The sequence below is a fragment of the Pseudomonas sp. MWU13-2862 genome (assembly GCF_023242495.1).
Classification (GTDB): Bacteria; Pseudomonadota; Gammaproteobacteria; order Pseudomonadales; family Pseudomonadaceae; genus Aquipseudomonas; species Aquipseudomonas gingeri_D.
Genome location: NZ_JALMEZ010000002.1, coordinates 111,065 through 128,384 on the forward strand (window position 1 = coordinate 111,065; position 17,320 = coordinate 128,384).

The window sequence follows — 17,320 nt, forward strand, 5'->3', positions numbered from 1 at the left end:
CTGTACTGCCGCTTTCGCAGCCTCGCTGAAGCTCGACAGCTCCTACATTGGAGATTGGAGCGTTACCAACCGCTAAGCATCATGGCTCTCAACGTTGTTTCATACGGTCGATCACCACGGCCATCAGCAGGATCGAACCACGGATCACATATTGGTAGAAGGTGTCGATGTTCTTCAGGTTCATCGCATTCTCGATGATCGCCAGAATCAGCACCCCGGCAATCACGTGACGGATCATGCCGATACCGCCGCTCAACGACACCCCGCCCAGCACACAGGCAGAGATCACCGTCAGTTCAAAACCCTGGCCGATCATCGGCTGGCCGGAAGTCATGCGCGAGGCCAGGACCACCCCCGCCAGGGCACCGATCAGACCATGCACGGCAAAGATGATGATCTTGGTGCGATCGACATTGACCCCAGCCAGCAACGCAGCTTCCGGGTTGCCGCCGATGGCCATGGTGTTGCGGCCATAGGTGGTGTAGTTGAGCAACCAGCCGAAAAACAGGAAGCAGACCAGGGTGATCAGGATCGGCACCGGTACGCCCAGCAGTTGGCCGTTGCCGAAGATAAAGAACTGATCCTGGGACACCCCGACCGCCTTGCCATCGGCAAAGATATAAGCCAGGCCGCGCACGATCTGCATGGTCGCCAAGGTGGTGATCAAGGCGTTGACCCGTAGCTTGGCGATCACGATGCCATTGATCAGGCCGACGATCAGGCCCATCAGCAGCGCCGCGCCGACGCCAAGCAGCACGCTGTCGGTGTCGCGCATCACGATGGCCGCCACTACGCCGGCGCAGGCAATCACCGAGCCCACGGACAAATCGAAATGCCCGGACGCCAGGCAATACAGCATGGTGCAGGCGGCAATCCCGGTGGTGGAAATCGCCAGACCCAAGCCGCGCATGTTCAGCGGCGAGAGGAAGTTGTCGATAAGCAAGGCGCAGAGCACGAAGATCCCCACCGCCGCCAGCAACATCGCCCAATTGTCGAGCAGGCTGCGCAGGTCCAGGGGTTTGCGCGCCATCGGCAGCGCTTGGTCTTGGCTGGTCATAGTTACCTCTCAGTTCGCCTGGCCGTCGGCGCGTTGGCGCGGCAAAGCCAGTTGCAGCAGGTTGGATTCAGTGGCGTGTTCGCGGCGTTGCTCGCCACGCAGCGCGCCTTCGCACAGCACCAGGATGCGGTCGGAAATGCCCATGACTTCCATCAGGTCGCTGGACACCACGATCACCGCGATACCGCTGGCGGCCAGGTTATGGATGATCTGGTAGATCTCGGCCTTGGCCCCGATATCGATGCCCCGGGTCGGCTCATCGAGCAGCAGTACTTTCATCGGCATCGACAGCCAGCGGCCCAAAATGGCCTTCTGCTGGTTGCCACCGGACAGGTACATGATCTTCTGCTCAGCGTTGGGGGTTTTGACTTTCAGCGCCTTGATCTGCTTGTCGGCGTTGCTCTTCTCCCAGTTGTCGCGCAACAACCAGCCGAAGCCCGAATGCGCGCCACGGGCACTGATATTGATGTTTTCAGCCACGCTCGACAGCGCAATGATGCCCTCCTTCTTGCGATCTTCAGGGCACAGCAGCACGCCACCGGCAATGGCATTGCGCGGTGAACGCAACAGCAGCTTTTGCCCATACAGTTCCAGATGCCCGGCGCTACTGCGCGCCAACCCGCTGAGCAAACGCAGCAGCTCGGTGCGTCCCGCGCCGACCAGCCCGAACAGGCCGAGAATCTCGCCTTTGTGCACCTGGAAGCTGACCGGCTCGCGCAAGCCCGGTCCCAGCAGGCCGTCGACCTTGAGGGCCACCGCGCCGTGCTCCCGTGGACGGTAGTCGTAGATGTCCTCGATATCGCGACCGACCATGCAGGTGACAAGTTGATCGTGGGTCAGCGTGCCCATGTCCTCGAACGTGCGCACGTAGCGCCCGTCCTTGAACACCGTCACCGCATCGCAGATGCGGAACACCTCTTCCATGCGATGGGACACGTACAGCACCACTTTGCCCTCGTCCCGCAGGCGCCCGATGATCGCCATCAAACGATCGATTTCCCGTGCGGACAGGCTGCTGGTGGGCTCGTCGAACGCAATCACGTGGGCGCCACGGGACAGTGCCTTGGCGATTTCCACCAATTGGCGCTGGCCCAGGGACAGACGACCGAGCTTCTCCTGGGGGTCGATCTCATCGGCCAGGCCCTTGAGACAGGCAAGCGCCTGCTGACGCAGCAGACGGCGGTTGACCACACCGAAACGCGCGGGCAGATGCCCGAGGAACAGGTTTTCCGCGACGGTCATTTCCGGCACCAGGTGCAATTCCTGGTGGATCACCGCGACGCCGCTGGCAATGCTGTCGGCGGCGCATTTGAACGCCATGGTCCGCTCGCCGATGCGCAGGGTGCCGCTGTTGGGGATGTAGGCGCCGCCGAGGATCTTGAGCAGCGTCGACTTGCCCGCGCCGTTCTCGCCCATCAGGGCATGTACCTGACCCGGATGGGCGGTAAAGCTGATGTCATCCAGCGCCTTGACCCCGGGAAAGGTCTTGCCGATGCCGCTGAAGCACAGGCTGGCACCGGCAGTGTGTCGTTCGTTCAGTTGCGCGTGCATAACCACCTCATCACAGCCATCAGACGGCCCGGCTACCAGGGCCGCCAGGGAAAGCGAGCCGCCTTATTTCCACAGGCCGATCTTTTCCAGTTCCGGCTTGAAGTTGTCACGGGTGATCAGCGTCACTTCGTCCATCGCGGTGTATTTCGGCGGTTCCTTGCCGGCAGTGACCCACTCGTACATCATCTGCGCGGTTTTATAGCCCTCGATGTGCGGGCTGGGCAGCATCGATCCGAAGAAACCGCTGTTGGCTTTCTTCAATTCGCCGATGGCGTCGGTGCCGTTGATGCCGATACCGATCACGTTGGCTGCGGCAAACCCGGCACTTTCAGTGGCGCGTACGCCGCCGAGCACGGTGTTGTCGTTCATGCCGCCGATGATCAGGTTTTTCGCGCCACGGGGCAGCTTGACCAGGGCCGAGTTGGTGGCGTCCATGCTGCCGGGGACGTCCAGGGTCTTGAGGGCCGCGGTCAGGACATGGTCTTTGGGAATGCCGGCTTCTTCCAGGGATTTCATCGAGCCGTCGGTGCGCTTCTTACCGGTGTCGAGTTCGTTATAGGTGGTGATCACCGCGTAGGTGTCTTTCCAGTCCCAGCCGCGTTTTTTCGCTTCGGCAGCCATGGCGGCGCCCTGCTTCTGTCCCACTTCGAACGCGGCCATGCCCAGGTACGGCACGTCCTCCATGAAACCGCCCTTGGCGTCGACGAAGCGATCATCCACGGCGATCACTTTCATACCGTTGGCCTTGGCCTTGGCCACGATGGCCGGGCCGAGGGACACGTCCGGTGGGCAGATGACAAAACCCTTGGCGCCGTTGGCGGCCAGGCTGTCGATGGCCGACAGGGTTTTCTCGCCATCCGGCACGGCGATTTTGATCACCGTGAAGCCCAGGTCCTTGCCGGCTTTTTCGGCGAACGCCCACTCGGTCTGGAACCAGGGCTCTTCGGGTTGTTTGACCAGGAAGCCGATCTTCACTTCTTCAGCGGCCAGCAACAGCCCGCTCAAGCTCATGGCCGAGACCGCCACGGCGGCGCAGCACAGGGAACGGATACCACGACGACTATTCATACGATGACTCCTTGTTGTTTTTTTGAGAGTACGTAGTACAGCAGTGAAGCCGGACCTTATCCGGCAAATCGGTGCGCGCGTTACAGCGGGTCGCGCGATGGCATGCCATCCACCAGCCGCTGAATGCGCAACGGGTTGGCGTTTTTCAACGCGTCGGGCAGCAGGTCATCGGGGTAATTCTGGAAGCACACCGGGCGCAGGAAACGGTCGATGGCCAGGGTCCCGACCGAGGTGCCCCGCGCATCGGACGTCGCCGGATACGGACCGCCGTGGACCATCGAATCGCAGACCTCGACACCGGTCGGGTAGCCGTTGAGCAAGAGGCGGCCGACTTTCTGTTCCAGCAAGGGCGTCAGCTCGGCGAACTGTTCAAGGTCAGCCGCCTCGCCAATGATCGTCGCCGTGAGTTGGCCATGCAGGCCGCCCAGGGCAGCGCTGAGTTGCGCCTGGTCGGCGACTTCGACGAACACGGTGGTCGGGCCGAAGACTTCTTCCTGCAGCACCTCATCACCGTCGATCAGTAACTGGACATCGGCCTTGAACAGCTGTGGCTGCGCCTGATTACCCACTTGAGCGCTACCGGCCAAGTGTTGGATGCCCGGGTGCGCCAGCAGTTTTTCCAAGCCCTTGCCATAACTGCTCAAGGTGCCGGCATTGAGCATGGTTTGCGCCGGTTGATCGGCCATCAGCCGCGCGACCTGCTGGGTGAACGCGGTGAACGCCGGCGAGGCAATACCGATCACCAGGCCGGGGTTGGTACAGAACTGACCGCAGCCCTGCACCACCGAAGCGGTCAGGTCGCGGGCGACCGTTTCCGCTCGCACATGCAGCGCCTGAGGCAAAACGATGACCGGGTTGATACTCGACATCTCGGCAAACACCGGGATCGGTTGTGGACGTGCCGCCGCCATGTCGCACAAGGCGCGTCCGCCCTTGAGCGAGCCGGTGAAGCCCACCGCCTGGATCGCCGGGTGCTTGACCAGCGCTTCACCGACCCAGTCACCGAAGATCATATTGAACACACCCTCCGGCATACCGGTGGCCTGTGCCGCACGAATGATTGCATCGGCGACCTGCTCGGCCGTCGCCATATGACCGCCATGGGCCTTGAACACCACCGGACATCCCGCCGCCAGTGCCGCAGCGGTGTCACCCCCCGCCGTGGAAAACGCCAGGGGGAAGTTGCTGGCGCCAAACACCGCCACCGGCCCCAGACCGATGCGATATTGGCGCAGGTCCGGACGCGGCAGCGGTTGGCGATCAGGCAATGCACTGTCGATGCGCGCAGCGTAGAAATCGCCGCGCCGCAGCACCGTGGCAAACAGGCGCATCTGCCCGCTGGTACGACCGCGCTCGCCTTTGATACGGGCGGCGGGCAACGCGGTTTCGCGGCAGACCAGCTCGACGAAATCATCCCCCAGCGCGTCCAGCTCGTCGGCCACCGCCTCCAGGAATTTCGCGCGGCGCTGCGCACTCAAGGCGCGGTAAGCCGGGTAAGCCGCCGCGGCAGCCTTGGCGGCGGCATCGACTTCTTGCGCGGTTGCCTGGTAGAAATCATGGGGCAAGGCCGCACCGCTGCTGGCATCGACGCTGTGCAACTTGACGGTGCCGTTGGCGCTGCGCTGGCCGCCGATATAGTTGTGGCCTGAAAACCGGGTCATGGTGATTTCCTTAAAGAGTGACGACGTTACCGGGCTCGAACACCGCGTCGACGTTGCCGACAGCATTGATCAACGGCGCGCCGAATTCGGCCTGGCTGATCTCGAACACATCGCCTGGCTGGGTACGTATACCGTCGGCGAATGACAGGGTCGCGGTGCCGAAGAAGTGGATATGCACATCGCCGGGCGTGAGGAACTGGCTGTACTTGAAATGGTGGTATTCGAGGTTTTCCAGGCTATGGCACATGTTGGCCTCGCCACTGAGGAATTCGTTTTCCCAGATCACCACACCGTTGCGCAGGATACGGCTGGTGCCGGCCAGGTGCCGGGGCAACTCCCCCACCCGCAGCTCCGGACCATAGCTGCAACTGCGCAACTTGGAGTGGGCCAAGTACAGGTAATTCTTGCGTTCCATTACGTGATCGGAGAATTCGTTGCCCACCGCAAACCCCAGGCGATAAGGCTTGCGATCAGGGCCGATGACATACAGGCCACTGATCTCCGGCTCCTCGCCGGCGTCTTCGGCAAATGGCGGCACCGGGAACGGCTGGCCGGGACGCACCACGATGCTGCCATCGCCCTTGTAGAACCATTCCGGTTGTACGCCCGCCTGGCCGGACGCCGGTTTACCGCCCTCCACGCCCCATTTGAAAATGCGCATGGTGTCGGTCATCGCACTGTCATCACCGGCCTGCTGATGCATCTTGTCCCGCGCCGAGGCACTGCCCAGGTGAGTCAGTCCGGTGCCGCTGACCAACATATGGGCCGGGTCCGGGTGATCCAGCGGGGGCAGGATTTTCAGGTCAGCCAACAGCTCAGCGTAGTCATGGCTGTCACCCAAGCCGAGGCTTTGCACCTGCTGCTGCAAATTGACGCCCGCCTCGATGGCGGCCAGCGCCAGCTCGCGCACGCTGTGCGCGCTTCGTACTTCGCGCAAGGTGCTGCCTTCAACCACGCCTACCCGACGCTCACCGTTACGCAATTCGAACTGAACCAAACGCATGTGTCTTCTCCTGATAGTCGATTAAGTACGCGTGGCGCTGCGGGCGCTGGCGGCGAAACTGTCGGCCGGCAGCAGGTGCTTGCGCTCCAGCACGCGGTAGACCACGCCGGTCAGCAGCAACCCGAACACCATCACCCCGGAAAGGAAATACAACCCGGAGGCCAGGTTGCCGGTGTACTCCTTGAGCGCACCGATCACGAATGGGCCGATATAGCCGCCCAGGTTGCCCACCGAGTTGATCAATGCAATGCCCGCCGCCGCGCTGGCACCGGCGAAAAACCGCCCCGGTAGCGTCCAGAACACCGCTGTGCAGGAAAACAGCGCAAACGCCACCAGGCACAGCGCCGCCAGTTGCAGCACCGGCACATTCAGCCAGGCGCTGAGGAACAGGCCGGCCGCACCCAACACGTAAAGCACCGCCAGGTGACCGTAACGATCATTCAAGCGATCGGAACTGCGGGGAATGATCAACAGCCCGATGATGCCGAAGATATAAGGCACCGCTGAAACGAAACCGGTGGTCAGGTCACTGCCGCCAAACTGCTTGATCAAGGTCGGCAGCCACAGGCCCAGGCCGTAAATGCTCAGCGTCACCGGCAGGTAGAACAACGCCAGCAGCAACAGGCGGTGGTCTTTCAGGGCGTGCAGCGGGTTGCCGTGGCGGGTCTGGCCATAGGCCTGCAAGTCCTTGTTCAGCTCGCCGGCCAACCAGGTCTTTTCGTCCTCGCTCATCCATTTGACCTGCTTCGGGCCGTCCGGCAGATAGCGCAACACCGGCCAGGTCAGCAGAAGCGCCGGTGTGCCGATGACGATGAACAGCCACTGCCAGCCGTGCAGGCCAAGAAAGCCGTCCATCCCCAACAGGCCGCCTGAGACAGGGCCGGTGATCATCATCGCGATGGGTTGGGACAGGATAAACAGACCAAGGATCTTGCCGCGATGGCGTACCGGGAACCATTGGGTGATGTAGTAGAGCACCCCCGGGAAAAATCCGGCTTCCGCCGCGCCGAGCAAAAAGCGCATCAGATGGAAACTGTACGGCCCTTGAACAAACGCCGTGCCGAGGGTGATGGCGCCCCAGGTCAGCATGATCCGCGCGAACCAGCGCCGTGCGCCGAAGCGGTCAAGCATCAGGTTGCTCGGAATTTCAAACAGAAAGTAGCCAATAAAGAACAGACCAGCCCCCAGGCCATACGCCGCGTCACCGATGCCAACGTCGGCGCCCATGTGCAACTTGGCGAAACCCACGGCCGAGCGATCCACATAGGCGATCAGGTACAGCAGGATCAGGAAGGGGATCAGTTTCAGCGTGATACAACGTATAAGCCGCGGTTCCTCGCTCATGGATCGATCTCCGATTGTTATTTTTATAGAAGCTCGGGGAACGCCTCTCGCGGAAATCCACCAGGGTCGCACCTCATCTGAAAACGACTATATAGTAGTACTATTTACTAAACAATGCTTCCAAACAGAAGATTTTGCGCCTATGGTTAACTACATAAAGAACATATAGTCATACAATAAGAGAAGTCGTCATGTCTGATAAAAAGCCCGCCCTACGCTCCGCCCAGTGGTTTGGTACCGCCGATAAAAACGGCTTCATGTACCGCAGTTGGATGAAGAATCAGGGCATTGCCGACCATCAGTTCCACGGCAAGCCGATCATCGGGATCTGCAACACCTGGTCGGAACTGACCCCTTGCAACGCGCATTTCCGTCAGATTGCCGAGCACGTCAAACGTGGGGTGATCGAGGCCGGCGGCTTTCCCGTGGAGTTCCCGGTGTTCTCCAACGGCGAATCGAACCTGCGCCCCACCGCCATGCTCACCCGCAACCTGGCGAGCATGGATGTGGAGGAAGCCATTCGCGGCAACCCCATCGACGGCGTGGTGCTGCTGACCGGCTGTGACAAGACCACTCCGGCGCTGCTGATGGGCGCGGCCAGCTGCGACGTCCCCGCCATCGTGGTCACCGGCGGGCCGATGCTGAACGGCAAGCACAAGGGCCAGGACATCGGCTCGGGTACCGTGGTGTGGCAGCTCAGCGAACAGGTCAAGGCCGGCACCATTACCCTGGATGACTTCCTCGCGGCCGAAGGCGGCATGTCGCGCTCGGCGGGCACCTGCAACACCATGGGCACCGCGTCGACCATGGCCTGCATGGCTGAAGCACTGGGCACTTCCCTGCCCCACAACGCTGCGATTCCGGCGGTGGATGCGCGCCGTTATGTGCTGGCGCATATGTCCGGCATGCGCGCGGTGGAGATGGTGCGCGAGGACTTGAAGCTGTCGAAAATCCTCACCAGGGAAGCCTTTGAAAACGCGATCCGCGTGAATGCGGCCATCGGCGGCTCGACCAACGCTGTGATTCACTTGAAAGCCATCGCCGGACGCATCGGCGTCGAGCTCGACCTGGACGACTGGACCCGCATGGGTCGCGGCATACCGACCATCGTCGACCTGCAACCGTCGGGGCGTTTCCTGATGGAGGAGTTCTACTATGCCGGCGGCCTGCCGGCGGTGCTGCGCCGCCTCGGTGAAGCCAACCTGATCCCGCACCCCAACGCCCTGACCGTCAACGGCAGGTCCCTTGGCGACAACACCAAAGACGCGCCGATCTACGGCCAGGACGAAGTGATCCGTACCCTCGCCAACCCGATCCGCGCAGACGGCGGCATCTGCGTACTGCGCGGCAACCTGGCGCCGCTGGGTGCCGTGCTCAAGCCTTCGGCGGCCAGCCCGGAACTGATGCAGCATCGTGGCCGCGCGGTGGTGTTCGAAAACTTCGACATGTACAAGGCGCGGATCAACGACCCGGAACTGGACGTCGATGCCCATTCGATCCTGGTGATGAAGAACTGCGGACCCAAGGGTTATCCGGGCATGGCGGAAGTCGGCAACATGGGCTTGCCGGCCAAGCTGCTGGCCCAAGGGGTGACCGACATGGTGCGGATTTCCGATGCGCGCATGAGCGGCACGGCCTATGGCACGGTGGTCTTGCACGTGGCACCGGAAGCCGCGGCCGGCGGGCCCTTGGCCACGGTACGCGAAGGCGACTGGATCGAGCTCGACTGTGCCAACGGCCGTCTGCACCTGGATATCCCGGACGCCGAGCTGGCCGCGCGCATGGCGGACCTGAAGCCGCCACAGCCGTTGCTCGTCGGCGGCTATCGCCAGCTGTATATCGACCATGTGCTGCAGGCGGACCAGGGTTGCGACTTCGATTTCCTGGTGGGTTGCCGTGGGGCGGAAGTCCCGCGTCATTCCCACTAATTGCAATGGTATGATGCACGGTATTTAGCCAGAGCAACCTCCTCGTTATGGATCAGCAGTCGCCCAAGCCGCGTAAGAGCATGCACGCCCAAATCGTTCAGGACTTGGGCATGCACATCGTTTCCGGACGCTTCAAGCCGGAAGAAAGACTGCCCATGGAAGCCACGCTCTGCGAAGAGTACAAAGTCAGCCGCTCGGTGTTGCGTGAGGCGACCCGCGTACTCAGCGCCAAGGGCCTGGTGTATTCCAAGCCACGGGTGGGGGCGGTGGTACGGCCTCGCGTGAAATGGCACTTGCTCGACCCCGACGTGCTGTCCTGGCTGATGCAGTCCACGCCCCATAGCGAGTTTTTCAACACCCTGGCGGGCGTCCGCCGCATTCTCGAACCGGAAATCGCCGCCATGGCCGCGTCCACCGCGACCGACGAAGACATCACCACCATCGAAAATGCCTACCGGGGCATGGAGACGGCGCAGACCCACGACGCGCTGCTGCAGGCCGACCTGGACTTCCACCGGGCCATTGCCGACGCCACGCGCAATGACTTGCTCGCCTATATGTGCAACATGCTGTCGTTGCCGCTGCGCGAGTCCATCAGCATCACCAACCGCCGCCCCGATATCCAGCGCCTCAGCCTGCCCCGGCACAAGGCGATCCTCACCGCGATCAAGAACCGTGACGCCCTCGGCGCCCGGCATGCGTCGCTGGTGCAACTGGACGATACGCGCGTGGCACTGGATACGGTGATGAATGTGCTGACGCCGCTATAGTCTTGCTTGCAGGGGGACGCTGCCGGGCACCGCCGCGAGTCATACCGACTGGCTAGGCCGCTCCTTTGCCCTGCCAGGTTATAAGCGCTGAGCCGTCGATCATTTTATAAAGTGACCACACGCCGCTGGACGAAACGATCGACATATTCGTCGGCAGGCGAGTAGAGAATTTCCTTCGGGGTACCCACCTGGATCAACCGGCCGTCCTTCAGGATGGCGATGTGATTGCCGATGCGCACGGCCTCGTCGAGGTCATGGGTGATGAAAACAATGGTTTTTTGCAGGCTTTCTTGCAGCTCCAGCAACTGGTCCTGCATCTCGGCGCGGATCAGCGGATCGAGGGCGCTGAAAGCTTCATCCATCAGGATGATATCCGTGTCGGCGGCCAGGGCCCGAGCCAGACCGACCCGCTGACGCATGCCGCCAGACAGTTGATGCGGGTATTTGTTTTCGTAGCCCTTGAGCCCCACGGCAGCGATCCAGTGCAGCGCACGCTCGGCGCACATTGCCTTGCTCTCGCCACGGACTTTCAGGCCGTAGGCGACGTTATCCAGCACGGTGTGGTGCGGCAGCAGGCCGAAGCTCTGGAACACCATGCTGATCTTGTGCCGACGGAATTGGCGCAAGGCCTCGATGTTGTATTGCATGATGTCTTCGCCATTGACCAGGATCGCGCCGGAGGTCGGGTCGATCAGGCGGTTGAAGTGACGCACCAGGGTCGACTTCCCCGAACCGGACAGTCCCATGATCACAAAAATCTCGCCATTGCCAATGGACAGCGACAGGTCATTGACCCCGACCACGCAGCCGGTTTCGGCCAGGACCTGATCCTTGGTCTTCTTCCGGCGGATCATGTTCAACGCATCTTCAGCGCGGGCACCATAGATCTTGAAGACGTTTTTCACTTCGATCTTGTTCATCGATGCCATGCTCATTTGCTCACCTCATGCCGTGGCCGACCATAGGCCTGGGTAATGCGGTCGATCACCACCGCGAGAATCACGATCGCCAGGCCCGCTTCCAGGCCGCGTCCGACATTGAGGGTTTGAATCCCGACCAGCACGTCCTCACCCAAGCCACGGGCACCGATCATCGAGGCGATCACCACCATCGACAAGGCCATCATGGTGGTCTGGTTGATCCCGGCCATGATGCTCGGCAGGGCCAACGGCAGTTGCACGCCGAACAGCTGCTGCCAGCGGCTGGCGCCAAAGGCGTTGATCGCTTCCATGACCTCGCCATCCACCTGGCGGATGCCCAGATCGGTCAGGCGGATCAGCGGCGGCGCGGCGTAGATCACCGTGGCGAAGATCGCCGGGACCTTGCCCAGGCCGAACAGCATCAGCACCGGAATCAGGTACACGAAGCTGGGCATGGTCTGCATGATGTCCAGCAACGGCATCAACACTGAACGCAGGCGATCGCTGCGGGCCGAGAGAATACCCAGGGGAATGCCGATCAGTACCGAAATCAGCGTCGCCACCAGCATCAGCGCCAGGGTCTGCATCAGCTTGTCCCACAGGCCGACGGCCCCCACCAGAAACAGCAGGCCGACGATAACGGTGGTGGTGACCAGCTTGCGGGTGGCGTGCCAGGCGATACCGCCGACAATGGCCAGCATCAGCCACCAGGGCGTTGTGCGGAGCAAACCCTCAAGATTGACGATGGCCCACAGCAGGGTGTCGGAAATCTGGCGGAACACATCGCCGTAGTTGGTCACCAGTGCATCGACCCAACGGTTGACCCAGTCGGCGATGGAGAATGTGAAACGCTCGGGAAACATTGGAACCCTCGATCAAGTGGTTGTGGCAAGCTTCCCGGCCAGCCTTGCGGTTAGCCGGGAGATCATCGACCTACAGAGCCGCGTTGATTTTCTTGGCAGCGTCAGCGCTGACCCAAGCCTGCCAAATCTCAGGGTGTTCCTTGAAGAAGATCTTCGCCAACTTGGGAGAATCGATATGCTCCTTGGTCATCCGGGCCAGGTTCTGGTTCAGCAGGTCGATCGGCAGATTGACCTTTTCCAGCACCGCGACCAGTTCTGGTGCCTGGTCATGGAAAGCCTTGGACAGCCCCACCTGGATGCTGATCTTTTTGTCGACACCCGGCTTCTCCTCCAGCTTGACCAGGTCGACCTGCCCCATCAGCGGCGTTGGCGACCAGTAGTAGAAGAGGATCGGCTCGCCGCGCTTGTAGCTCGACAGCACGGCGGCATCCAGCGCCGGGCCGGTACCCGGACGGAAATTCGTGTAGCTCGCTTCCAGACCGTAGCTTTTCAGCATCTCGCTGTTTTCCAGCTCACAGGTCCAGCCGGCCGGGCAGTTGTAGAAGCGGCCTTTGCTCGGCTCTTCCGGGTCCTTGAACAACACAGCGTATTGACCCAGATCGGCGATATTCTTCAGCCCGGGCGCCTTGGACTTGAGGTTGCGCCTGGCGTCGCCTTCGACCACATAACGTGGCACGTACCAGCCTTCGGTGGCGCCAACGATCGGTGCGCCGACACCGACTACCCTGCCGGCCGCTGCCGCCTTGTTCCAGACTTCGCTGCGACCGACCCACTCTTCAGACAAGACTTGGATGTCGTTGCTGCCCAAGGCGCTCTCCATGGTGATGGAGTTGCCCGGCAAGGTGTCGATGGCACAGCCATAGCCGTCCTTGAGCACGATCTGCAACACCTCGGTGAGCAACATGCCGCTCTCCCAATTGAGCCCGGCGAATTTCACCGGTTTACCCGACTCGCACCAACTGGCGGCCTGGCTTGCAGCACTTCCAGCCAACAGGCCGAGGGAAATCAGTGTGGCGGTAAGGTTTTTTTTGATTTTCACAATCGCACGCTCCAACACAGAGAACAGGGTTATGGCAGTGCAAGTGTTCGCCATCGCAGTGGCGAACATCGGTTTTCAACGTGAAGCTCAAACTCCTTGATGTATCGTCGGGAACCAATCTTCGCGCAGTCTCTGACCGGTCTGCATCGCATGCCCTGGATACGGTGGAGAGGTCCGTCCTGGACGCTCGAAATAACGGATATCGTCGCCCAGCCAACGCAGCGACAGCACCCGTCGACGCTGCGCCGAGGCATTGCCCCTGGCGCCATGCACGGTGCGAAAATCGAACAGCACCGCATCGCCGGGCTGCATCTCCCACTCGAGGATCTGCAGGCCCTCTTCCTTATCTGGATCGGGCGCATCGCGGTATCCATCCGCATCCCGATAAAAATCGCTTTGATCGGCCCAATGGACGGGTTTTATGCCTTTTTCCCAACGGTGCGAGCCGGCCAGCAGGCGCAGTGTCGACTCGCGTACCGGATCCACCGGGATCCAGAAACTGACGCTCTGCTGTCCTTCGACAAAGTAATAGGGGATGTCTTGATGCCAGGGCGTGGCTTTCTGCGCCCCCGGCTCCTTGACCAGCACATGGTCATGGAAGAACTGCGCCGAACGCGAACGCATGACGGCCGCGGCAATAGCGGCGGCAGGCGACTGTTCCACCGTTGCGCGAAACTCTGGAATCCGCTGCCAGTTGCAATAGTCATCAAAAAAACCACCCGGCTTGTCGTCCTTCTCCACGTAGTGGCTGGCGTAAACGCCAGGCTCCGTCAGGTTGCGTTCGATACCGGTGGCAATCGTCTCGATCCAATCAGTGAAAATACCGCGCAGGCAAACCGCGCCATCGCGCTGGAAGGCTTCGATATCTTTTTCGTCAAGGGTGAATGCGCTGTGTGCCATGACCTGAAACTCCTTGAAGGAGGAAATAAATGTGGGCGCTGGACAAATATTTCACGGCACACAACAATGATAAAATAATAAGTATTGATTTATCTCCCAAGAAAAACTTATGAAGTTCACCCTGCGACAACTCCGCTACGCACTCGCCGCCGCCAAGCACGGCAATCTCACGCTGGCGGCCGAAGAGCTGCACGTTTCCCAGCCCTCGATTTCCACGGCCATTACCGAACTCGAGGTGCTATTCGGCCAGCCGCTGTTTGTTCGCCAGCGTGGGCTCGGCGTGTCCCTCACCCCCTTCGGCCGCACGGTGATGGCCCAGGCAAAACGCGTCCTGGCCGAAGCGCGGAGCTTTGCGGATATCGGCAGCAATAGCAGTGATTTTGCCGGGGAACTGGTGCTGGGCTGTTACGCGGACCTGGCTCCGTACTGCCTGCCGCAGATCCTGCGGCACCTCCAGCGCGACTACCCCCAGGTCACTGTCGATATGCGCGAAGGCAGCTTCGAATACCTGGGCAAGCGCCTTGCCGAAGGCGCCCTGGAGTTGGCGCTGACATACGATCTCGGGTTGCCGGCCCATATGGAATGCGTGGAGCTGTGCCAGTTGACCGCCCATGCCTTGTTGCCGGCCGACCACCCGCTGGCAAACCAGTCCCGGGTGAGTCTGGCGGCGCTGAGCGAATGCAACCTGGTGGTGACGGATCAGATCCATAGCTGGCAGCATGTGCTGGATCTGTTCAGCTTCCATGGGCTCTCCCCCGCAAGCGTCCAACGGACCCACAGCTTCGAATTCCAACGCAGCCTGGTGGCCAACGGGTTCGGCGTGGCGCTGACCTACACCCGCCCCTACGGCGACCGTAGCTACGACGGCCAGCCCCTGGTCTGTCGCCCGATACGGGAAGAATTGCCGGCCCAGCGCATCGTCCTGGCCTATGATCAGCGCTACCCTTTAACGCCACCGGCCGAAGTGTTCAAGCTCCAAGCGGTGGCCTGGTTCGCGGAGCGACTACCGTTTGCGTCAAATTGACCATTGCGCGGGGTGTATCCGCATCCAGCGCGGCTTGTCCGGATAAAAGCCGGACAAGCCATTGGCTCAATGCCGCGTCTTGCGCTCCAGTAAGCGCACCCCCAGCGATAGCGGGTAACACAGGGCAAAATAAATCGCGCCCACGAGGATGTAGATCTCCAGCGGCATGAAGTACACGCTACTCAAGTCCTGGGCCCGCAGCATCAAGTCCGGCGCCGCGATCAGCGATGCCACGGACGTGTCCTTCAACAACGAGATCGCCACGTTGCCGATGGGCGCCAGCACGATACGAATGGCCTGGGGCAACACGACCCAGCGCAATACCTTGAGATGAGGCATGCCAATCGCCTTGGCCGCTTCCACCTGCCCCTTGGGCACCGCCTCCAGGCCCGAACGGTAAATCTCCGACAGATAAGCCGCCGCATTCAGCCCCAAGCCGATCATGGCCGCCTGGAAAGAGCTGAATTGAACGCCGACTTCGGTCAGGCTGAAGTAGACGATGAACAGTTGCACCAGCGCCGGGGTGCCACGAAACACCTCGATGTAAATCAGCGCCGCACGGCGCAATGGCCGATTGCTCGAGAGTCTCGCCAGTGCCACCAGCAGGCCGACGACCAAGCCAATGACCAGTGCGCCGAACGCCAACTGCAGCGTGGCCCAGGCCGCCGCCAACAACTCGACATGGGTTGCTTCCCACAACTCGCCATAACCCATATCAATTCTCCTTCACGACTTTGAGTCGCCGTTCGGTCCGCGCCGCCCAGTGGGAAAGCACCAGGCTCAACACCAGGTAGATGATCGCCAGCAGAAAGTAGATCTGATTGGTCTGGTAGGTTTCACTGACCAGCATCCGCGCCTTGAACGTCAGCTCCGGCACCGCCGCCGCCGATGCCAGGGACGTGTCCTTGAGCAGGCCGATGGCGAAATTGGCCATCCCCGGAATGGCGACCTTGAATGCCTGGGGCAATACGATGATGCGCATCGCCAGTGCGCGGGTCATGCCGATGGAAAACGCCGCTTCGCTTTGCCCGCGATCGATCGTACGGATGCTTGAACGGAACACTTCCGACAGGATCGCCGCACCGTTCAGGCCAAAACCGATGATCGCCGCGCCGATCGCCGGCAGCGTGATGCCGATGTACGTCAGCCCGAAGTAGAGGATGAACAGCTGGGTCAGGATCGGTATGTTGCGAAACACCTCCAGGTACAGGCTCGCCAGCAAACTCAAGACCCGGCTGCGCGAGAGCCGCATCAACGCCAGGCAAAAACCCAGCAACGTTGCCACGACGAACGCCGCGGCGGTCAAGCCGACGGTGGTCAGCGCGCCGATGCCCAGCACCTTCAAAAAGTACGGCAGCATCTCGATGGCTTTGTGCAGTGCAGTCGAATCGAGCATCGATCAATGCTCCTGCACGGCACGGATAAAGGAACGGGTGCGTTCGACCTGGCTCTCGCGAAAAATCTGCCGGGGCGGCCCCTGCTCGACAATGTTACCGTCGGCCATGAAGATCACCTGATCGGAGACACTTTCGGCGAAATGCATTTCGTGGGTGACGATGATCATCGTCATGCCCTCTTCCGCCAGCTTGCGCATGACGCTCAGTACTTCACCCACCAGTTCCGGGTCCAGCGCCGAGGTTGCCTCGTCGAACAGCATCAACTTGGGCCGCATCGCCAGCGCCCGGGCGATCGCAATACGCTGCTGCTGCCCGCCCGAGAGCTGTTCCGGATAGACATCACGCTTGGCGAACATGCCCACCTTGTTCAGCAGGTCTTCGGCCAGCTCCACCGCTTCCGCGCGACTGCGCTGTTGCACCTTGAGCGGCCCGAGGATGATGTTTTCCAGGACCGAGAGGTGCGGAAACAGGTTGAAGCGCTGGAACACCATGCCGATTTCGGTGCGCATGCGCGCCAGTTCCTTATCGCTCATAGGCACTTTGCGTGTGCCCACCAGACGCTGGCCGATCAGTTCGTTATCGATGTAAATATCACCTCGGGTCGGTTCTTCGAGGTAGTTGACGCAGCGCAGCAGGGTGGTCTTGCCCGACCCGCTGGGCCCGATAAGCGAAATCTTCTGACCCTGCTGTACATCGAGGTCGATACCTTTGAGAACGTCCAGGCTACCGAAGGACTTGTAGAGTCCCTCGATCCGCACCAGTGGGGTTGATTCAGCCATGTGTAATGTCCGTGAG

Annotated in this window: 16 protein-coding genes; 3 read left to right on the forward strand and 13 right to left on the reverse strand. The window is 61.2% G+C overall.

The genetic code is table 11. The features are described from left to right. Positions 1-88 precede the first annotated feature (88 nt). The 6 genes from araH to M5C56_RS04000 all read right to left on the reverse strand — a co-directional run bounded on the left by araH (position 89) and on the right by M5C56_RS04000 (position 7,684). Positions 89-1,057 (reverse strand): L-arabinose ABC transporter permease AraH, encoded by a 969-nt coding sequence (araH, locus tag M5C56_RS03975; protein ID WP_103494903.1) that lies wholly within the window; start codon positions 1,055-1,057, stop codon positions 89-91. Between the two features lie 9 nt (positions 1,058-1,066). Further along, the gene (gene araG, locus M5C56_RS03980) at positions 1,067-2,608 is read right to left on the reverse strand and encodes an L-arabinose ABC transporter ATP-binding protein AraG (RefSeq protein ID WP_247263053.1); all 1,542 of its coding nucleotides are present in this window, start codon (positions 2,606-2,608) and stop codon (positions 1,067-1,069) included. A 63-nt stretch (positions 2,609-2,671) separates the two neighbouring features. After that, positions 2,672-3,676, reverse strand: a complete 1,005-nt coding sequence (locus tag M5C56_RS03985) for a substrate-binding domain-containing protein (RefSeq protein ID WP_103499732.1) — start codon at positions 3,674-3,676, stop codon at positions 2,672-2,674. 80 nt (positions 3,677-3,756) lie between these two features. After that, positions 3,757-5,337 carry an aldehyde dehydrogenase (NADP(+)) gene (locus M5C56_RS03990; RefSeq protein ID WP_103499733.1) on the reverse strand — a complete coding sequence of 527 codons (1,581 nt, stop codon included), beginning with the start codon at positions 5,335-5,337 and terminating at the stop codon, positions 3,757-3,759. Positions 5,338-5,347: 10 nt separating this feature from the next. Then, positions 5,348-6,340 carry an AraD1 family protein gene (gene araD1 / locus M5C56_RS03995; RefSeq protein WP_103499734.1) on the reverse strand — a complete coding sequence of 331 codons (993 nt, stop codon included), beginning with the start codon at positions 6,338-6,340 and terminating at the stop codon, positions 5,348-5,350. Positions 6,341-6,361: 21 nt separating this feature from the next. Further along, complete coding sequence (locus M5C56_RS04000; protein ID WP_103499735.1) at positions 6,362-7,684, reverse strand: MFS transporter; 1,323 nt, start codon at positions 7,682-7,684, stop codon at positions 6,362-6,364. Positions 7,685-7,875: 191 nt separating this feature from the next. Between M5C56_RS04000 and M5C56_RS04005 the strand changes: the two genes are divergently transcribed. Beyond that, positions 7,876-9,612: an IlvD/Edd family dehydratase gene (locus tag M5C56_RS04005; RefSeq protein ID WP_103499736.1), complete on the forward strand. Its 1,737-nt coding sequence runs from the start codon at positions 7,876-7,878 to the stop codon at positions 9,610-9,612. Between the two features lie 47 nt (positions 9,613-9,659). Beyond that, positions 9,660-10,382: a FadR/GntR family transcriptional regulator gene (locus M5C56_RS04010; protein WP_103499737.1), complete on the forward strand. Its 723-nt coding sequence runs from the start codon at positions 9,660-9,662 to the stop codon at positions 10,380-10,382. 104 nt (positions 10,383-10,486) lie between these two features. Here M5C56_RS04010 and M5C56_RS04015 read toward each other — a convergent pair whose 3' ends face one another. The 4 genes from M5C56_RS04015 to M5C56_RS04030 all read right to left on the reverse strand — a co-directional run bounded on the left by M5C56_RS04015 (position 10,487) and on the right by M5C56_RS04030 (position 14,104). After that, on the reverse strand, positions 10,487-11,317 hold the full coding sequence (locus tag M5C56_RS04015) for a glycine betaine/L-proline ABC transporter ATP-binding protein (protein WP_103499738.1): 831 nt from the start codon (positions 11,315-11,317) through the stop codon (positions 10,487-10,489). After that, entirely contained in the window at positions 11,314-12,165 is an 852-nt protein-coding gene (locus tag M5C56_RS04020) for a proline/glycine betaine ABC transporter permease (RefSeq protein WP_247263052.1), read from the reverse strand. The genes M5C56_RS04015 and M5C56_RS04020 overlap by 4 nt, the downstream gene beginning before the upstream one ends. Positions 12,166-12,235: 70 nt before the next feature. Further along, positions 12,236-13,204 carry an ABC transporter substrate-binding protein gene (locus tag M5C56_RS04025; protein WP_247263051.1) on the reverse strand — a complete coding sequence of 323 codons (969 nt, stop codon included), beginning with the start codon at positions 13,202-13,204 and terminating at the stop codon, positions 12,236-12,238. Positions 13,205-13,291: 87 nt separating this feature from the next. Next, complete coding sequence (locus M5C56_RS04030; RefSeq protein ID WP_103497289.1) at positions 13,292-14,104, reverse strand: phytanoyl-CoA dioxygenase family protein; 813 nt, start codon at positions 14,102-14,104, stop codon at positions 13,292-13,294. Between the two features lie 109 nt (positions 14,105-14,213). Here M5C56_RS04030 and M5C56_RS04035 point away from each other — a divergent pair, with 109 nt between their 5' ends. Then, positions 14,214-15,128: a LysR family transcriptional regulator gene (locus M5C56_RS04035; RefSeq protein ID WP_103497290.1), complete on the forward strand. Its 915-nt coding sequence runs from the start codon at positions 14,214-14,216 to the stop codon at positions 15,126-15,128. A 66-nt stretch (positions 15,129-15,194) separates the two neighbouring features. On the opposite strand, the gene M5C56_RS04040 is transcribed toward M5C56_RS04035, so the two are convergent. The 3 genes from M5C56_RS04040 to M5C56_RS04050 are packed head-to-tail and all read right to left on the reverse strand — an operon-like array spanning position 15,195 to position 17,304. After that, positions 15,195-15,842 (reverse strand): amino acid ABC transporter permease, encoded by a 648-nt coding sequence (locus tag M5C56_RS04040; RefSeq protein ID WP_103497291.1) that lies wholly within the window; start codon positions 15,840-15,842, stop codon positions 15,195-15,197. A 1-nt stretch (position 15,843) separates the two neighbouring features. Beyond that, positions 15,844-16,524: an amino acid ABC transporter permease gene (locus M5C56_RS04045; protein ID WP_103497292.1), complete on the reverse strand. Its 681-nt coding sequence runs from the start codon at positions 16,522-16,524 to the stop codon at positions 15,844-15,846. Between the two features lie 3 nt (positions 16,525-16,527). Then, positions 16,528-17,304: an amino acid ABC transporter ATP-binding protein gene (locus M5C56_RS04050; RefSeq protein ID WP_103497293.1), complete on the reverse strand. Its 777-nt coding sequence runs from the start codon at positions 17,302-17,304 to the stop codon at positions 16,528-16,530. Positions 17,305-17,320: the final 16 nt, after the last annotated feature.

What these genes read in the sequence shown, in the direction of transcription:
- araH (WP_103494903.1), bottom strand. Translation starts at nt 1,057, where the DNA reads ATGACCAGCCAAGACCAAGCGCTGCCGATGGCGCGCAAACCCCTGGAC.
- araG (WP_247263053.1), bottom strand. Translation starts at nt 2,608, where the DNA reads ATGCACGCGCAACTGAACGAACGACACACTGCCGGTGCCAGCCTGTGC.
- M5C56_RS03985 (WP_103499732.1), bottom strand. Translation starts at nt 3,676, where the DNA reads ATGAATAGTCGTCGTGGTATCCGTTCCCTGTGCTGCGCCGCCGTGGCG.
- M5C56_RS03990 (WP_103499733.1), bottom strand. Translation starts at nt 5,337, where the DNA reads ATGACCCGGTTTTCAGGCCACAACTATATCGGCGGCCAGCGCAGCGCC.
- araD1 (WP_103499734.1), bottom strand. Translation starts at nt 6,340, where the DNA reads ATGCGTTTGGTTCAGTTCGAATTGCGTAACGGTGAGCGTCGGGTAGGC.
- M5C56_RS04000 (WP_103499735.1), bottom strand. Translation starts at nt 7,684, where the DNA reads ATGAGCGAGGAACCGCGGCTTATACGTTGTATCACGCTGAAACTGATC.
- M5C56_RS04005 (WP_103499736.1), top strand. Translation starts at nt 7,876, where the DNA reads ATGTCTGATAAAAAGCCCGCCCTACGCTCCGCCCAGTGGTTTGGTACC.
- M5C56_RS04010 (WP_103499737.1), top strand. Translation starts at nt 9,660, where the DNA reads ATGGATCAGCAGTCGCCCAAGCCGCGTAAGAGCATGCACGCCCAAATC.
- M5C56_RS04015 (WP_103499738.1), bottom strand. Translation starts at nt 11,317, where the DNA reads ATGAGCATGGCATCGATGAACAAGATCGAAGTGAAAAACGTCTTCAAG.
- M5C56_RS04020 (WP_247263052.1), bottom strand. Translation starts at nt 12,165, where the DNA reads ATGTTTCCCGAGCGTTTCACATTCTCCATCGCCGACTGGGTCAACCGT.
- M5C56_RS04030 (WP_103497289.1), bottom strand. Translation starts at nt 14,104, where the DNA reads ATGGCACACAGCGCATTCACCCTTGACGAAAAAGATATCGAAGCCTTC.
- M5C56_RS04035 (WP_103497290.1), top strand. Translation starts at nt 14,214, where the DNA reads ATGAAGTTCACCCTGCGACAACTCCGCTACGCACTCGCCGCCGCCAAG.
- M5C56_RS04040 (WP_103497291.1), bottom strand. Translation starts at nt 15,842, where the DNA reads ATGGGTTATGGCGAGTTGTGGGAAGCAACCCATGTCGAGTTGTTGGCG.
- M5C56_RS04045 (WP_103497292.1), bottom strand. Translation starts at nt 16,524, where the DNA reads ATGCTCGATTCGACTGCACTGCACAAAGCCATCGAGATGCTGCCGTAC.
- M5C56_RS04050 (WP_103497293.1), bottom strand. Translation starts at nt 17,304, where the DNA reads ATGGCTGAATCAACCCCACTGGTGCGGATCGAGGGACTCTACAAGTCC.